Source organism: Mycobacterium interjectum (assembly GCF_900078675.2).
Classification (GTDB): Bacteria; Actinomycetota; Actinomycetes; order Mycobacteriales; family Mycobacteriaceae; genus Mycobacterium; species Mycobacterium interjectum.
In genome coordinates, this window is record NZ_LT546237.1 from 2,912,127 (window position 1) to 2,927,155 (window position 15,029).

12 protein-coding genes and 1 pseudogene are annotated in these 15,029 nt (G+C 64.7%); 3 read left to right on the forward strand and 10 right to left on the reverse strand.

Annotated features, from left to right (window positions below; translation table 11 throughout):
- Positions 1-124: 124 nt before the first annotated feature.
- Positions 125-1,252 (forward strand): YeiH family protein, encoded by a 1,128-nt coding sequence (locus BN4348_RS48330; RefSeq protein ID WP_066914866.1) that lies wholly within the window; start codon positions 125-127, stop codon positions 1,250-1,252.
- A 30-nt stretch (positions 1,253-1,282) separates the two neighbouring features.
- On the forward strand, positions 1,283-1,933 hold the full coding sequence (locus BN4348_RS48335; protein WP_066914868.1) for a GAP family protein: 651 nt from the start codon (positions 1,283-1,285) through the stop codon (positions 1,931-1,933).
- 4 nt (positions 1,934-1,937) lie between these two features.
- Here BN4348_RS48335 and BN4348_RS48340 read toward each other — a convergent pair whose 3' ends face one another.
- The 10 genes and pseudogenes from BN4348_RS48340 to BN4348_RS48385 form a co-directional block, all read right to left on the reverse strand.
- Positions 1,938-3,233: a cation:proton antiporter gene (locus BN4348_RS48340; protein WP_066914870.1), complete on the reverse strand. Its 1,296-nt coding sequence runs from the start codon at positions 3,231-3,233 to the stop codon at positions 1,938-1,940.
- Positions 3,215-4,003, reverse strand: coding sequence for a hypothetical protein (locus BN4348_RS48345; RefSeq protein ID WP_235852782.1), 789 nt, complete (start codon positions 4,001-4,003; stop codon positions 3,215-3,217). Before BN4348_RS48345 ends, BN4348_RS48340 begins: the two co-directional genes overlap by 19 nt.
- Before the next feature lie 194 nt (positions 4,004-4,197).
- Positions 4,198-5,124 carry a sulfotransferase domain-containing protein gene (locus BN4348_RS48350; protein ID WP_084454308.1) on the reverse strand — a complete coding sequence of 309 codons (927 nt, stop codon included), beginning with the start codon at positions 5,122-5,124 and terminating at the stop codon, positions 4,198-4,200.
- Positions 5,125-5,592: 468 nt separating this feature from the next.
- Positions 5,593-5,910 carry a DUF6955 family protein gene (locus BN4348_RS48355; RefSeq protein ID WP_066914876.1) on the reverse strand — a complete coding sequence of 106 codons (318 nt, stop codon included), beginning with the start codon at positions 5,908-5,910 and terminating at the stop codon, positions 5,593-5,595.
- Complete coding sequence (gene sat / locus BN4348_RS48360) at positions 5,907-7,172, reverse strand: sulfate adenylyltransferase (RefSeq protein ID WP_066915006.1); 1,266 nt, start codon at positions 7,170-7,172, stop codon at positions 5,907-5,909. Before sat ends, BN4348_RS48355 begins: the two co-directional genes overlap by 4 nt.
- Before the next feature lie 75 nt (positions 7,173-7,247).
- Positions 7,248-7,940, reverse strand: coding sequence for an adenylyl-sulfate kinase (cysC, locus tag BN4348_RS48365; RefSeq protein WP_066914878.1), 693 nt, complete (start codon positions 7,938-7,940; stop codon positions 7,248-7,250).
- A 20-nt stretch (positions 7,941-7,960) separates the two neighbouring features.
- Complete coding sequence (gene cysQ / locus BN4348_RS48370) at positions 7,961-8,737, reverse strand: 3'(2'),5'-bisphosphate nucleotidase CysQ (RefSeq protein ID WP_066914880.1); 777 nt, start codon at positions 8,735-8,737, stop codon at positions 7,961-7,963.
- A pseudogene (locus tag BN4348_RS48375) lies at positions 8,734-10,208 on the reverse strand (MFS transporter). Before BN4348_RS48375 ends, cysQ begins: the two are co-directional and overlap by 4 nt.
- A gap of 787 nt (positions 10,209-10,995) precedes the next feature.
- Complete coding sequence (locus BN4348_RS48380) at positions 10,996-12,168, reverse strand: PPE family protein (protein WP_066915008.1); 1,173 nt, start codon at positions 12,166-12,168, stop codon at positions 10,996-10,998.
- Positions 12,169-12,248: 80 nt separating this feature from the next.
- Positions 12,249-13,406: a PPE family protein gene (locus BN4348_RS48385; RefSeq protein ID WP_066914882.1), complete on the reverse strand. Its 1,158-nt coding sequence runs from the start codon at positions 13,404-13,406 to the stop codon at positions 12,249-12,251.
- 1,164 nt (positions 13,407-14,570) lie between these two features.
- On the opposite strand from BN4348_RS48385, the gene BN4348_RS48390 reads away from it, so the two are divergent.
- The gene (locus BN4348_RS48390) at positions 14,571-15,011 is read left to right on the forward strand and encodes a hypothetical protein (RefSeq protein WP_066914883.1); all 441 of its coding nucleotides are present in this window, start codon (positions 14,571-14,573) and stop codon (positions 15,009-15,011) included.
- Positions 15,012-15,029: the final 18 nt, after the last annotated feature.

The following is a 15,029-nucleotide window of genomic DNA, read 5'->3' on the forward strand; positions in this document are numbered from 1 at the left end:
CGCCGGCCACGCCACCATTGCGTCGTGATCCGGTTATCCGAGGATTGGTGGGCGACGCTGCTGGCGGGCGTGATCGTCGCGTTGGCGGTCGCCGGCGTGCTTCCCAGGATCCCCTGGTGACGCCATGAGCACCCTCAGCATCGACGCGCAGGAAGCCGAGGAAGAGTCCGCGGAAGCCGCCTTCACCAGCGGGCGCCCACTGGACTACGTGCCCGGCATCCTGCTGCTGATCGGCGTGGGCGTGCTGGGTAAGTACGCCCAAATCTGGTGGAGCACGGTGGCGAAACACCACCACTGGACCGTCCCCGACATCGAATACGTGTTGTGGGCCATCGTGATTGGCCTGCTGATCGCCAACACCGTTGGCCTGCATCGGATATTTCGGCCCGGCGTGCTGACCTACCAGTTCTGGCTCAAGGTCGGGATCGTGGCACTGGGTTCGCGATTCGTGCTGGGCGACATCGCCAAGCTCGGCGCAACCAGCCTGGTGCAGATCCTGGTGGACATGGCGGTCGCGGGAACGATCATTCTGGTGGTGGCGCGCGCCTTCGGCCTGTCGGGCAAGCTGGGCTCGCTGCTGGCGATCGGCACCTCGATCTGCGGGGTGTCGGCCATCGTGGCCGCCAAGGGCGCGATCCGGGCCCGCAACGCCGACGTCAGCTACGCGATCGCGTCGATCCTGGCGTTGGGAGCGGTCGGGCTGTTCGCGTTGCCCCCGCTGGGGCACCTGTTCGGCCTCACCAATTACGAATTCGGTCTGTGGGCCGGCCTGGCGGTGGACAACACCGCCGAAACCACCGCGACCGGATACCTGTTCTCCGACCACGCCGGCAAGATCGCGGTGCTGGTCAAGTCCACCCGCAACGCGCTGATCGGCTTCGTCGTCCTGGGATTCGCGCTGTACTGGGCCGCCCGCGGACAGGCCGACGCGCTCGCGCCCGGTGCCAGGGCCAAGGCCGCGTTAGTCTGGGCGAAGTTCCCGAAATTCGTGCTCGGCTTCCTCGCGGTCTCGGCGATCGCAACCGCGCACTGGCTGAGCAAGGGGCAGACCGCGAACCTGGCCAACGTGTCGAAATGGGCGTTCCTGCTGACCTTCGCCGGCGTCGGCCTCACCACCGACGTCCGGCAAATCGCCCGCACCGGGTGGCGCCCGCTCGTCGTCGCGGTCATCGGGCTGACCGTCGTCGCCTCGGTCTCCCTCGGGCTCGTGCTGCTCACCTCCCGCGTGTTCCATTGGGGCGTAATCACGTAGCGAAGGCCGGACGGTAACCTGGCGGCCGTCATGTTGCTCACGATCCTGGTGATGGCCATCGCCGTCAGCCTCGAGCCGTTCCGGGTCGGCATGACGGTGCTGATGCTCAACCGGCCCCGACCGATGCTGCAACTACTCGCCTTCCTGTGCGGCGGCTTCGCGATGGGCCTGACCGTGGGCCTGGTCGTCTTGTTCGTCCTGCGACGCAGGTTGCTGGGGTCGACATACTTCACGTTGCCCAGGGTGCAAATCGCCATCGGCTTGCTGGCGCTCGTGGTCGCCGCGGTGGTGATCGTGCGGCCCGACACGCGCCGCGCCGCCGTGCCCCAAAGGTTGGCGACACGCGCCAAGCGCTTGGCGAGTGGGCGTTCACTGTGGGTGGCGGGAGTCGCCGGGCTGGGGATCGCCCTGCCGTCGGTGGACTATCTGGCCGCGCTGGCCGTCATCCTGGCCTCGGGCGCCGCGGCCGCGACGCAAGTCGGGGCGCTGGTGATGTTCAACGTCGTGGCCTTCGCGCTGGTGGAGCTTCCGTTGCTCGCGTATCTGCTGGCGCCCCGGCGGACGCGCACGGCGATGGGCGCGCTGCACGACTGGATCCGGTCGCGACGCCGCGTCGAGGTCGCCACGCTGCTGGCCGCGGTCGGGTGCGTCCTGCTCGTGGTCGGCTCAGCCGGCGCGTGAAAAGCTACGCCGGCGTCGGCGCCTGCGGTGTCGGCACGTCCACGGGTTCCTTCGCCGCATCCGATTTCAGTAGCGGCCAGCCCTTGCGCAGGACGTGGTCGAGCCAGGCGCCGGCGAGCTGCGAGGTGAGCACGGCCGCGACCACCAACGTCGTGTAGAACTTCGAGCTGATGATGCCGGCGTCGAAGGCGACGCTGGCCAGGACGATGCCGGGGCCGCCGCGGGCGTTGGTGGTGATGCCGAGGTTGATCAGTTCGAGGCCGCGGAAGCCGGCGAATCGCCCGGCCAGCGCGACCGACGCCATTTTGACTGCGCAGGTGCCGACGATGAAGATGACGATCATCGGCAGGGAGACGCCGCGGATGAGGTCCAGCTTCAGCCCCACGATCGCGAAGTACACGGGGATGAAGAAGGCGAAGGACACTTTGCTGATCGCGTCGATCGAGTCGTCAAAGATCCTGCGCTTCCGATGCACCAGGGCGAAACCCGCGAGGAACGCGGCGAACACGAGGTTGACGTCGAGCGCGCCGGCGACCGCGCAGTATGACAGCAGGACCGCGATCGCGTAGCCGGTGGGCGAGTGCCGCGCGAGGGCATTCCAGCGAGCCGTGTTGAGGCGCTTGATGAGGCGCGGCACGATCGTGAGCCCGAGGCCGAAGTAGGCCACCGTCACCAAGAGGTGCAACGACATCTGCCACGGGTGCAGATGGGATTTCGCGGCGATGGACGTGGCGATCGCGAGTGCGAGCCACAGGACGATGTCCTCGAGCACGGCGACACCGAGAATCAGCCGCGCGAACCGCGTGTCCAGGATCTTGAGGTCGGCGAAGATCTTCGACACCACCGGCACCGACGTCACGGCCACGCCGACCGCGAGAATGATGATCAACGACACGCGATTACCGTGCGGCCCAGCCAGACTCGGGGTGATCAGGTGGGGCGCGAAGATCAGCCCCAGGAGGAACGGGACGCCGGTCCCGACGACGACGAGCCAACTCACGGTGCGCCGCTCGCCTCGGCCGAAGAGCTGCTGCACCTCGGCGCCGGAAACAAACATCAGCAGTAGCAGACCGAGCCAGTAGACGAAGCTGAGGATCTGGGTGTTGTGCCTGGCGGTGCTCACGACGTGCTCCACGAACGGCAGTCGGCCGAGCAGCGCCGGGCCCAGCACGACGCCGGCCAGGATTTCGCCGACGACTTTCGGTTGCCGCAGCTTCACGAACGCATAGCCCAGCAACTGCGCCAGGCCGACGAGCGCCAGCAAAACGAATATCACCGCGGTCAATTGGCTGTTCGACATCGTGCACTCCTCAAGTCGGTCATATTTCGGCCAGCGCGGCCCTGGCGGATGACCCATCGCTGGTACAGCTGCGTTGCGAGCGTCAGTGCTCCTGTCCCGATGGCCACGGACACCGGGTATGTGACGTCGGGGGAATGGATGACAAGGGGAAGAAGCCCAACGGCCAGCGCGGGCGGCATGTGCAGCCTCAGTAGCCGAAGCACGATGACGCCCGACGCCATTGCGCATGCGGCCGCAATGCCGCCGCTTCCGAGGACGCTGACGGCGGCCCACCCGGCAGTCGCCGTCAGAAAGCACGCAGCGGGAAGGGCCACCGGCTTTCCCGCCCACGGGCACACGGTGGGGTGGGCGAACATCTCGTAGGCGATCACGATGAGCGGGGGGAAGAGGATAAGCCGGAGTCCCGAGGTCGCCGCGCAAAGCGCCATGGCCGTGACGAACACGAAAAACGGCAGGACCCAGGAACTTCCGCCGGGCCGCGCTTCCAACGCGTCGTCAAGGTCGTGATGCGTCGGCCGGAAACGCCTTCGCCAAGGCAACAAAATGACGACCAATACCACCAGGCTGACCGCTATCGACGCCGGATACATCCAGGTTTTGATGCCCAGGAAGAGCGGCAGCACGCCGGCCGCGATCGCCGGGGCGATGTTTGACCTGAGCACAACGACCAGCAGCACGCACAGCGCAACGACAAGCAGCATGCTCAAGACGCCATAGGGGAACATCGCGGTGATCAGCGTCCCGATGGCGGCGCCCAGCACCGGCGTCACGACAAGTCGCCCCGGTTGACTCGCCCACTTTCCCCACGGGCGAGTCAACACGTCATGCGAAAGCGCCGCCAGCCCAGGGAAGAACAGGTAATGCCAGCCGTTGCACTGCGCCGCCACCGCGACGTAGACCAGCGCAACGACATCCATCAGCCATGGGCCCCGGTAGGCGGCGCCTCGCCCTAAAGGGAGGCGGCTCAGAGCCTTTCCCCGGTTTCCAACCAGTGGGCGCACTCCTCGCCAAGCTTTTCGAGTGCGACGCGGTCGAAGCGTTGCACCTGCGCCGGCCTCAACTCGTTGCGGTGATCGCGCTTGAGGCCCTTGTGGAAAAAGGCCTTGGCGCTCGACATGTGCGATCCGCCGAACGGCGCCATCTTTTCCGCCCTGGCGCTCATGTAATCGAACGAACAATGCTCGACGATGACGTCCATGCTCAGCGATGCGGGATCGATGGAGAAGAAGTCCGCCAGCCGGGCGATCTGACCGGGGAGGTCCTTCTTGAGCTGTGCGTAGTGCAGGAGAAGGACATTCGGCTCGTCCCGAAGCTCCCACCACGACTTCATGATGTCGAGAAGGTCGCAGCACTGATACCCGTCATTGTCCAGCCACAGGTCGAAGAACTCCTGCATGTCCTCGGGGATCACCAGCGGCGTGGGGTCACCCGACCACTCGGCGTGGATCCGATTGATCTGCGACATCGTCGGCTCGGAGAAGTTGTAGAGATAGTTGTGGAAGCTGATCCCAAGGTCTTTGCCGTTGCGCCCGACGAATACGTAACGGGCCTCGGGCGCGATCGGCAGGGCGTTCGCGGGCAGGTGCGACTTCATCACCCGACGCATCCCGGAATCGCGTTGCTCCCCAAGCACCTTGAGCATTCCGGCGTGATCTCCCCAGCTGGAATCGAGCCAGGGCGACGTGTCCGACAGCCCGCCCTCCGGCTCCTCGCCGTTATGAAGGATTTGCTGGACGATCCGCTGGGTCCACGTCGTGCCGGCCTTGAATGGATCCGCGACGACGATGTCCCCCTCGACGAAACCACCCTGGGCGAGAAAGTCTTCCCACACCATCGAGTTGGACAGATAGTCTCGCACGACTCTGGTCGGAGCGAGCAGCTGCTTTTCCATAGAATATTTGCCTTCCGTCAGCTCGGTCGCAAATGGCGCGAACGATGATCAACAAGAAATAGTTGGGGTCGGTTTAGAAAAGGAACCTTTCTAAACGCAGCCCTCCCTTCCCAATAATCGCGGCAGGCGATATCCATATGTCGCGCGGCGTCGAGTGTGCTACGCCTTCGCGACGCCTGGAAAGCGCGCCTGAGCTGGAGATTTTAGCCGCGGTCGGCGCAGGCCCGAGAGGCCGGCCGGATCGCGGTGCGCATTTTACTCAGCATGATTCTTATTATGGTGACGCAAGCTTATGACTAGCTGTGTTTTGGTTGGACGCTTCCTGTCGCTTGGGCGGTCGATCCGCGTCAGGTATATACAGGAGTTTCCTGGCTAAATTGCTCAGAATTGGCCGGATGGAAATAGCACAACCAGCCCCTTCTACGAAGGGGCTGGTTACCAGAATTGAAGGGGCTGGTTACCCGAAATTCAGGATCGCGCTTCTTCGAGAAAACGGCCCATCACCTCGGGACCGGTCGAATGCATCTCGATGGACAAGTCCAATAACTTGTCCTTTGCCTGTTTGGGCAGCAGCTCGATGGAGCGCGTCGTGGCCGAATCATACTTCGCGCCGGGGTACCGCTTCAGGAGCACATTCTTCTGCTCCTCGGTGGTGTAGATCTCCAGCAGCTTCATGCCGGCGAAAGCCTCGTTCGCCAGTTCCGCCATTCCGGCGTTTTGCAACGCTTCCAACCGCTCCTCGTTGATCCACACGTTGATCTTGATGGTTCCCGGCTGCCGGCTCATGAGTCGAGTCCTTCCAGGGGGTTGAGGGTGAAGACCGGGCGCCGGTTTTCCAGGTATTCCTCGGTCACGAAGGGTGAGCCCTGGCCGTGGGTGGCGGCGCATTCCATCACCACTTCGAACACCTCGTGTCGCATCACCTTCTGCGTCGGCTTCACTTCGTCGGTCAGGATGCTTCTGATCAGGCTGCCGCTGAAACTTTGGGATTTGTCCTCATGTCCGCAGAGCGCCGAGTTCGTGACATCCAAACACTCTGGGCAGTACCAGTTTTCACGCAGGAATACCGGTTTGATCCCGAGCTCTGTTCGGTGTTCTTTGAGGAGATTCTGGGAGTCGTAGGGATCGTAGAAATCGCCCACACCGGCGTGGTCCCGGCCGAACATGTGGTGCGTGCACCCGAGATTCGCCCTCAGGATCGCATGGAAGATCGCCTCCCGGGGCCCCGCATATCGCATGTCCCAGAGTGTGAAAGACACCATGTGAACGTCGTTTCGGAAGTACCCGCTGGTCCGCAGCGCGTTCTGCGCCAACAGGATCGCCTCGTCGATGTAGTCACCCACGCGTTTCTGTCCGATGATCGCGTTGACCAGCACGCCGGTGCTCAGGTTGTCGACCGGCATGTCCTCATTGGAGGCGAACCAGGCCTGCTTCATCAGGGCCTCGTGACCGGTGTGCGGAACGTTTCGGGTCTGATGGGCGACGACGTGCTTCCAGCCCTTCTCCAGCAGCGCGTCCATGTGTTGCTTCGGAGTGAGCCAAAAACTCCGGAACGGCTCGTTGAAGACCGGCTCGTTGATGAGCGTGATCTCGCCACCGATGAACCTGTTTTCGTAGCCCAGTGTCTTTTTGACCCCGGGGTGCCGGGGATCGGCAGTGCCGTAGGTCTTTTCGGCCATCCGCTCCAGGTCGTAGTCATATATTTCGGCGATCTCGAAGATCGCCATCGGCGCGCCGAGATATTCGAGGACGGCACTGCCGCCTTCCCGGATGTCCAACTTCTGAATGTCTTCCGCGGATATGTCGAAAACTATCGGGATGCTCCACAGCGTTCCGTCAGGAAGCTGCATTTTGTCCAGCGTTCCGTCCACCTCCTGCCGGCCCATGAACCCCGTGAGCGGCGTGAAAAACCCATAGGAAAGGCTGATCACCTCGTGCGCCGTCGCCTTGGATATGGGAATGCGCGGCAGGCCCCGGATCGCGCGAGCCGCGTTCTCGGTGGACACCTGCTCCACAATCGTTCTCCCATTGTGGCCCCTGTATTCCATCGTCATGACCTCGATTTCGGGATAGGTATGAGTGATTGCATCAGTTCGCGTCTCGTGTGGCGGACCACGTGTTCCCTAAACTTCAACCATCCCCTCCCGGGAGTTTCGGCTTCCGGCCGGGGCGGGAATCACACCGACCCGCTCGAGGTGGGAAACCACCTCGAGCGCCAGCGTCTCGGCGTCGGTTTTGCCGCCCTCCACTCGCAACTCGGGATGTAGCGGTGGTTCGTAGGGATCGTCGATGCCGGTGAACCCCCTGATCTGACCCGCCCGGGCTTTCTTGTAAAGCCCTTTCGGGTCACGCTGTTCGCATATTTCGATGGGGGTGTCGATAAAGACCTCCATGAAGTCGCCATCGTCGAGCGTGGCGCGCACCGCGTCGCGATCGCGCCGATACGGACTGATGAACGCGGTCAGCGCCACCAGCCCGGCCTCGCAGAACAATTTCGCGACGGCACCGATCCGGCGGATGTTCTCCTCGCGGTCCTCGGCCGAAAAGCCCAGTCCGAACCGCCCGGCGAACTCGCTGCCATGGCGTTCCTCGAGGATGTCCGGTCCGGCATTGAGCCCGTACCGTACGTTGTCGCCATCCAGCAGGTAGGTGCGCACACCCCGCTCGTACAGCTTTTGCTCCACGAGGTTGGCGACCGTGCTCTTGCCGCTCGCGCTCAGCCCGGTGAACCAGATGACGCAGCCCCGGTGGCCATTGAGCCGCTCGCGTTCACCGCGTGTGACGTTGTGTTGGTGCCAGGTGATGTTGTTGGCCATTCTCAGCTCCTAAGCAGGGTTCATCGGAAGCCGACGACGAAACCGTCGTTCCTCAAGGTGGGTTTGTTATAGGTCAATGACGAGGCTCGTTGACCAGACCGCGCAGAGTTCCGGTAAATGCAATCCCCCGCCGCCACATCCCATTCCATGGTCGGGTTCAGCCGCGGGTAGATGTCGGCGGCGCCCTCTGCGACCAGGCAGAATTTGAGCGAGCTGCCGGCGCTGATCCGCTCCTTCACGGGAAGGTCCTTCAAGTAACTTTCCAGTGCTTCGGAGGGATGCGACTTGCTCTCCACGACCGTGAGCCCCCGTGCCAGGTCCGGGACTGACGAAAATATTCGCACCGGGGGGTTGTTCCCGTCCCGGCGCCAGCTGCCCGTCCTCTTCGCGGCGTAGTAGATCAGGTCTTTCCCCGGGATGACGACTACCCCCAGCACGGGTTCGTGATCGTCGATGAGGGCGATGTTGACGGTGTACTCATCACTGCCCCGCACGAATTCCTTCGTTCCGTCCAGCGGGTCCACCAGCCAGAACCGCCGCCACCGTTTCCTCGTCTCGTAGTCGGCCGCGGTGGCTTCCTCCGAAATGATCGGGATGCCCGGATCCAAGGCCCCGAGGTGTTGGGCAATGTAGCGATGCGCCGCCAGGTCGGCGTCGGTGACCGGGGAGGAATCCGCTTTGGTGGCGACGACGGGGCGCCGCTGATGCTCGAGGATGAGCTTTCCGGCTTCGACCGCTATCGCGACAACTGTCTCCAGCAGCTCACCGGCCGGATCCTGGGTACGTGACGGGGTCACGTCTTGACGACCTCCTCCGCGGGCACTCGCACCGACTCCGGCATCGCCACGCCATCGGCGTCGGGTCGCACGTAGCGGTACCAGACCAGCGCCGCGGCAGCGACGTAGCACAGCAGGAAGGTCCACAACGCCGGCGTCTCGGTGCCGGTGGTGTCGTAGGACTGCCGCAGCGCCAAGTCGATCCCCACACCCCCGAGCGCCCCGAAGGCGCCGGCGACGCCGATCAGCGCACCCGACCGGACGCGGGCCCAGTGACCGCGTTCGGCCGCACCGATCCCCAGCGCCCGGGCGCGCTTTTCGAAAACCGACGGAATCAGCTTGTACACCGCCGCTTTGGCGGCGCCGCAGAAAATGAACAACGCGATGAACCCGATGATGTAGCCGACCAGGGTAAAACCCGTCACGGCGGTGCCCCGGTCCTCGGCCGCATCGGCGTGCGCGCTGACGCCGACCAGGAACCCGCCCGCCACGATCGAGGCGGCGAAGACCGCGAGCGGCACGTGGCCGCCGGCGAACCGGCCGCTGACTTTCCCGCCGATTTNAGCGTCACGTGGCCGCCGCCGAACCGGTCGCTGACTTTCCCGCCGATTATTCGCGCCAGCGACCCCAGCAGGGGACCCACGAAGGCGACCTCCGCGGCGTGCAGCGATGCCTGCCCATGGCTTTCGCCGGCGGCGGCGAAGTTGTGCTGCAGGATCTGACCGAACGCGAAGGCAAATCCAAGGAACGAACCGGAGGCGCACAGGTACAGAAACGAGATCGCCCACGTGTCGGGAACCGTGAGGATCGCCCGCAGGTTGTGCGGCGACAATCCAGTGCGGTGCGCGACGACGTTGTCCATGAACAGCGCCGCGCCGACACCACCGATGGCCAGCAGCACCAGGTAGATCGCGCATACCCAGTACGGCGCCTCGTGGCCCGCCGTGGCCAGCGCCACCAGCCCGACGGCCTGGATGCCCGCGGACCCGAGGTTGGCCATCCCCCCGGTGAGGCCCAGCGTAAAGCCCTTGAGCCGCTGCGGGAACAGGCCGTCCACCTTGGCCAGCGACGCGGAGTAGTTGCCGCCGCCCAGGCCGGTCAATGCGGCACACACCAGGTATGGCCATAACGGCAGGCCGGGATGAGCAAGCAGAAAGATGGCCCCGGCGGTCGGAAACAACAGCACCATCGCCGAGAACATCGTCCAGTTGCGGCCGCCGAACCAGTTGGCCGCCATGGAATAGGGGATGCGCGCGAGCCCCCCGACCAGCGCCGCGGTCGCGCCCACCAGCAGCTTGTCACCAGTCGAGAAACCGTAGACCGACTGCGGCATGAACAGCACCATCACCGACCAGAGGTACCAAATGGAAAACGCGACATGCACATTCACGACCTGCCACACCAGGTTGCGTCGGGCGATGGCGTGGTTTCCGGCGTTCCAGGCCACGGCGTCTTCCGGATCCCAAACCACGATGCGATGTGAACGGGCCACGCGTTATCTACCTTTCACCGGCGATGAAGGCGTGGCCGTCGAGCCACCCTGTCCGCATATGGAGCCAGATCTCGTTGGGCTTATCAACAATTCCGCACCCCGCGCCCCAGTGTTATGGGACATCGATCACGTGAATGAGGCGAGAACTGGACGGCCATTTACGATCCTCCCGCGTCACAACATCTGCTCTGCACACCCGGCCAGCCGACCACTTGGTGTCTGTTCCGCAGGGACCGTTGGCCGTCATCATCGACGCGCGGTTATTGGCGAGCCCCACCGCCTCGTGCGTTCACAACCCGGTCACCCGTCCCGCCAACGCACGTCGTACATCCTTGGTAATCAAGCGAACCGAGTTTGACAAGCTAACCTGGTCGATTTACAGGAGATTTGCAGCCAGTTCGGCCCGCACGTCCAGACGGCTGTGAGATCCGCTGGGCCGCAGTGCGGCCCCAGCTTCGACCGGACGGTCGACGTTGCGACAGTGGATAGTCATGCGCACCTGTCGCGCTGGCACCGAGTTTGCCGGATCGTCTGCCCCGTCGCGAATCCGGCGCGGTTCGGCTGCGCCGCCGCGGCCGCGTCGCCGGCTGAACGCATCGGGGATGTTAGCTGTTCATCTGCTCGATAGAGGGCTGACGGCAACAATCTGCTCGCACCGCGGTTGCCACGAGGCGCCCTCGCAACGTGTTTGCGGCGTCTTCGGCACCGTGCGTTACCTCGGTGGGGCGCTCACGGCCGGCGGGCAGATCGGCACCGTGTCGTCGCGCGCGACTCGCGACCCCATCGGCTATCCACCGTACGGCGGGCGGGGCATCTCGAAGCGGCGGCGTCCGTTACGCAAGACGAAGCTGCGGGTCGCTTCGGAGTGCCCCGTCGGTATGGCCCCCAGCATGTTAGCGCCTGGGGATGGGTTCGCGCCCGCCGCGGCCACCTGAATAGCGCTGTCCGGCAATGGAATCTGGCCGTTGATGGGATTGTCGACCGCGTTGGCGATGACCCAGCCCCGCGGGACCGACAGCTTGCCCATTGACGCCGACGCTCCCATTCGTGCGAGCGCCGCGCCGCGGACGCCGCCAGCGTCCAGGGTCTGGCTCCCGACTGCGGCGGGCGGGACCACGGCCCTGGTGGACTGGATCCTCGTCCGAAAGATCCCGCTTCCGCCGCTGGTCGCGGACGTAGCCGTACGACTGAAAGCCGCGCCCAGATTCGCGGGTCCGGTGAGGGTATTGAAGTCACTGAAGGCGGTAAGGATCCCGCTATAGGCGGCCGCGGGAGACTGGGCAGCCGACGATGGCTCCGTAGCTGCCCCCGTCGCGAGGGCCTGCAACTGTCGCGTCAGCACGGACATCAGCTCTGCGACGGTAGACTGCGTTTGCCCGGTGGAGGTACTCGCGGCTTGACCCAGCGCCGCAGACTGGATGGATTGGGCTGCAACGTTGGTGGTTTGGGGCGGCTCGCTGAACGGGCTCAGGGCGGATGCGGCCGACGAGGACGCGGCGTATCCATACATGGCGGCGGCGTCTTGGGCCCACATCTCGGCGTATTCGAAATCGTTGGCCGCGATCGCAGGCGTGTTCTGCCCGAAGAAATTGGTGGCGACCAGCAGCGCCAATTGGGTGCGGTTGGCCGCGATTGCCGGCGGCGGTACTGTTGCGGCGAATGCCGCCTCGAATGCGGCCGCCGCCACCCGTGCCTGAATCGCGGATTGCTCGGCGCGCGCCGCCGTCGCCGCCGCCCAAGCGACAAACGGCGCGACCGCACCGGCCATCGCGGAGGACGCGCCGCCGGACCACCGGCCTTGCAGCTCGGTGAGGATCGATGAGTAGCCGGCGGTGTACGAATCCAGTTGTGCAGCAAGGGACTCCCACGCCGACGCAGCTGTCGTGAGTGGCCCCGAGCCCGGTCCGGAATACATTCTGGCCGAGTTGATCTCGGGCGGCAGCGCCCCAAAATCAACCATCGACATCCCTTTCTCAACACCGATGACCATCACCCGGGAAGGTCAGTGCGGCTGGTGCGCGCTGCGTGGGGGCTGCTGAGTTATCCGCCAAGGGAAGGACGGGGCATCGCAAATTTGCGCGGCGCCACGCGCAGCGCGTTGTTGACCGAGGAACCGGACCACCCCGCTGACTTCGCCGCCGGCACGCTGTTCCACATATTGCTCACCGGTACTTCCTCCCATGCCGGCCCACCACCGATGTCGGCGTCGGACGACCAATCCGGTTCAGAAATAGGCGTAACTGTCGGGTTTGTCGGCGCCCAACTCGGCGGAACGGACAACTTTCCCACTGTCGTCGCGTTACCCGCACTGGCGAGCACAGGAGCTTGCAAGCCCGCTGAAGCCGCGGTGGTCGGCGTTGCGGCGGCCCGTGCGGCGCCCTGGGCCGCCTTGGCGGCGTCCTGTCCCGCTTGGATGCCGGACCGGTAAATCCCGGTGTAACCGCTCATCGCCGATGTGCTGGTTCGGCTGAAGTTCGACGCCAAACTGGCCGGGCCAGTGAGGGTATTGAAGGTGCTGAACGCGGTGAGCACGGGTGCTGGAATCAGCGACTGCGCCGAAGACGCCGCCGATGTGGAAGCCGAAGTCCCTGTGGTTGCCAGCGATTGCAGCTCCTGCGGCACGGTCGACATCAGTCGAGAGAGCGCTGCCTGGGCGGGCTGGGCGGCGGCGGTGGTGGTCTGCGGGGGCTGGCTGAACTGCCTCAGCGCTGCCGCGGCCGAAGAGGAGGCCGCGTAGTTGTACATGGCGGCCGCATCCTGAGCCCACATCTGCTCATATTCCGCCTCGAGGGCGGCGATACTGCCGGTGTTCTGCCCGGCGACATTGGTTGCGACCAGCTCCGCCAGTTGGGTCCTGTTGGCCATCACTACCAGCGGCGGCACCGTTGCGGCGAACGCCGTCTCATAGGCGGCCGCCGCTGCCCTGGCCTGACTGGCGGCCTCCTCGGCCTGTGCAGCCGCGATTGTCAGCCACGCGATGTACGGACCGACCGAGCCGCCCATCGCGTCCGACGCACTACCCGACCAACTTTCGCCTTGCAACCGCGTGATCACCGAGGAGTAACCGCGTGAGACCGACTCCAACGCGCCGGCCAACACGTCCCAGGCTGTGGCGGCCGCCATCATCGGTCCGGCGCCAGGACCGGAATATATTCTTGCTGAATTGATTTCTGGCGGCAGTGTTCCGTAATCCAACATCCGTCTCTTCCTTTTGGCTAAATATCTCCGCCGGACGACCGAGCACGACGGGCCCGCAAGCGGCTCGGCCAAGTTGCCAGCCAGACGGCTCTAGCTGTTCCGTCGGCAACGACTTCTGTTGCGCCCTAGCGCAATACACATCTAGATGTCAACGCCATTACCATTCCGAGCGGTTCCCGGACATCGGCGTAGGGGAATTCGCCGGGAGTCGAGCGACTCGACAAGGTAGGGCCCGAAGGCAATCGAGCTGGATTGTCCACCCTCAATAAGGTTGCCGGCAAGGGTAGTGGCCAGCAACGGATCCCGATGGCGTCCAACCCAGGCTATCGGCCAAATTCGAAGTTGCACAACAACACCCCTCCTGCGTCAGTCCAGGCCGAACAGTTGTCCGGCCGTGTATTAGCCTGTTCCGCAGGGACCGTTGGCCGTCGAAGACCGCAGTTGTTGGCGAGCCCCACCGCCATTGTTCGCATCTGTATTCGGTCGACACAGATTTACTGTTCGTTCACTTCAGTCAAACCGAACTGCCGCCGTTCGACAACTCGACGCGGGCGATGCACAGGAGATTTCCAGCAGATATCACCAGTACGTCCAGCTAAAGCCGCTTGCAGACAAGTTCGTCGGCTGCGAGGCGGCGGCGGACGCCTCCAGCCGCAATCCCGAGGGGATCGGGTTTCTCGGGCCTCCGGCCCGTGACCTCCCAATCCGTGCCGGCAGTGGTTGTGTGTCATACGGACATTGGGCCGGGCGGAATGAAGCGACATTCAGCTCGCTGACTGCAATCGCCGAAGTCTGCGGTTAGTCACCCGTGCATCGCACCCGCCGAGTTGTCGCGGGCTCCTATATTCAGGCGAGGTGGCACTCGAACAGCTACCCGAGATGCCGACGCGGCTCGCCACCATCGCGCGTCACGCATCGACGGGCGCCGGTCCCGTGACCAGGCGGACCACGGCCAGCCAACCGTTCGGCCGAATGCGAAGCGCAGGAGGAACGTTGAGCCCCGTTCAACATCGCGTGCGGTCGATGCCTACGACCGCATACCTCCCGGCTTTCGCGCGCGCATGCACTGGCCATGAGCGCGCATCCCTCGATGCCGCGTTTTGAGCATATTCACAGCTTGCTGCGGGTTGCCGCCCAAGCATCGCGCTGTAGAGTGCCGCCACTGTGGACCTTCGGCTCGCCGGTACGACCCGGCGATGGAAGTCGACCACCGCGATCGTGACCGCGCTGAGCGTGTTCGTCGCCCTGATCGCGGGTTCATCGTTGCGTCCCCAGTTCTCCGCGCCCACACTTCCCGAGCCGGCGGCGTGGACCCATGCGACCCCGGGTTTCCCGGCGCACGCCGGCCGGGTCGAACTTCGCGCTGCCGCCCAGGGCTTGTCACCGGGCTCCACGCCGGCAAACAAGAAGCCCTTCCACAGCATGTGGATGACGCGCGACCGGCCGGCCAGCGTGACCCACTTGTCGCCGCAGTCGGGCTGGTTTGCCCTGCCGGCGTCGTTTGGCGCGCCGGCGTTGCAGCCGGATCGTGTCCGATGGGCCGCACCCGCGCCCCCTCCTGACGACCGGGATGTGTTGACGCGACTCTGCGTCGCCCGCTGCTGAAAGGCCGGCGCCGGGCCA

Coding starts and splice junctions, on each gene's coding strand:
- BN4348_RS48330 (WP_066914866.1), top strand. CDS start 125: ATGAGCACCCTCAGCATCGACGCGCAGGAAGCCGAGGAAGAGTCCGCG.
- BN4348_RS48335 (WP_066914868.1), top strand. CDS start 1,283: ATGTTGCTCACGATCCTGGTGATGGCCATCGCCGTCAGCCTCGAGCCG.
- BN4348_RS48340 (WP_066914870.1), bottom strand. CDS start 3,233: ATGTCGAACAGCCAATTGACCGCGGTGATATTCGTTTTGCTGGCGCTC.
- BN4348_RS48350 (WP_084454308.1), bottom strand. CDS start 5,124: ATGGAAAAGCAGCTGCTCGCTCCGACCAGAGTCGTGCGAGACTATCTG.
- BN4348_RS48355 (WP_066914876.1), bottom strand. CDS start 5,910: ATGAGCCGGCAGCCGGGAACCATCAAGATCAACGTGTGGATCAACGAG.
- sat (WP_066915006.1), bottom strand. CDS start 7,172: ATGGAATACAGGGGCCACAATGGGAGAACGATTGTGGAGCAGGTGTCC.
- cysC (WP_066914878.1), bottom strand. CDS start 7,940: ATGGCCAACAACATCACCTGGCACCAACACAACGTCACACGCGGTGAA.
- BN4348_RS48380 (WP_066915008.1), bottom strand. CDS start 12,168: ATGGTTGATTTTGGGGCGCTGCCGCCCGAGATCAACTCGGCCAGAATG.
- BN4348_RS48385 (WP_066914882.1), bottom strand. CDS start 13,406: ATGTTGGATTACGGAACACTGCCGCCAGAAATCAATTCAGCAAGAATA.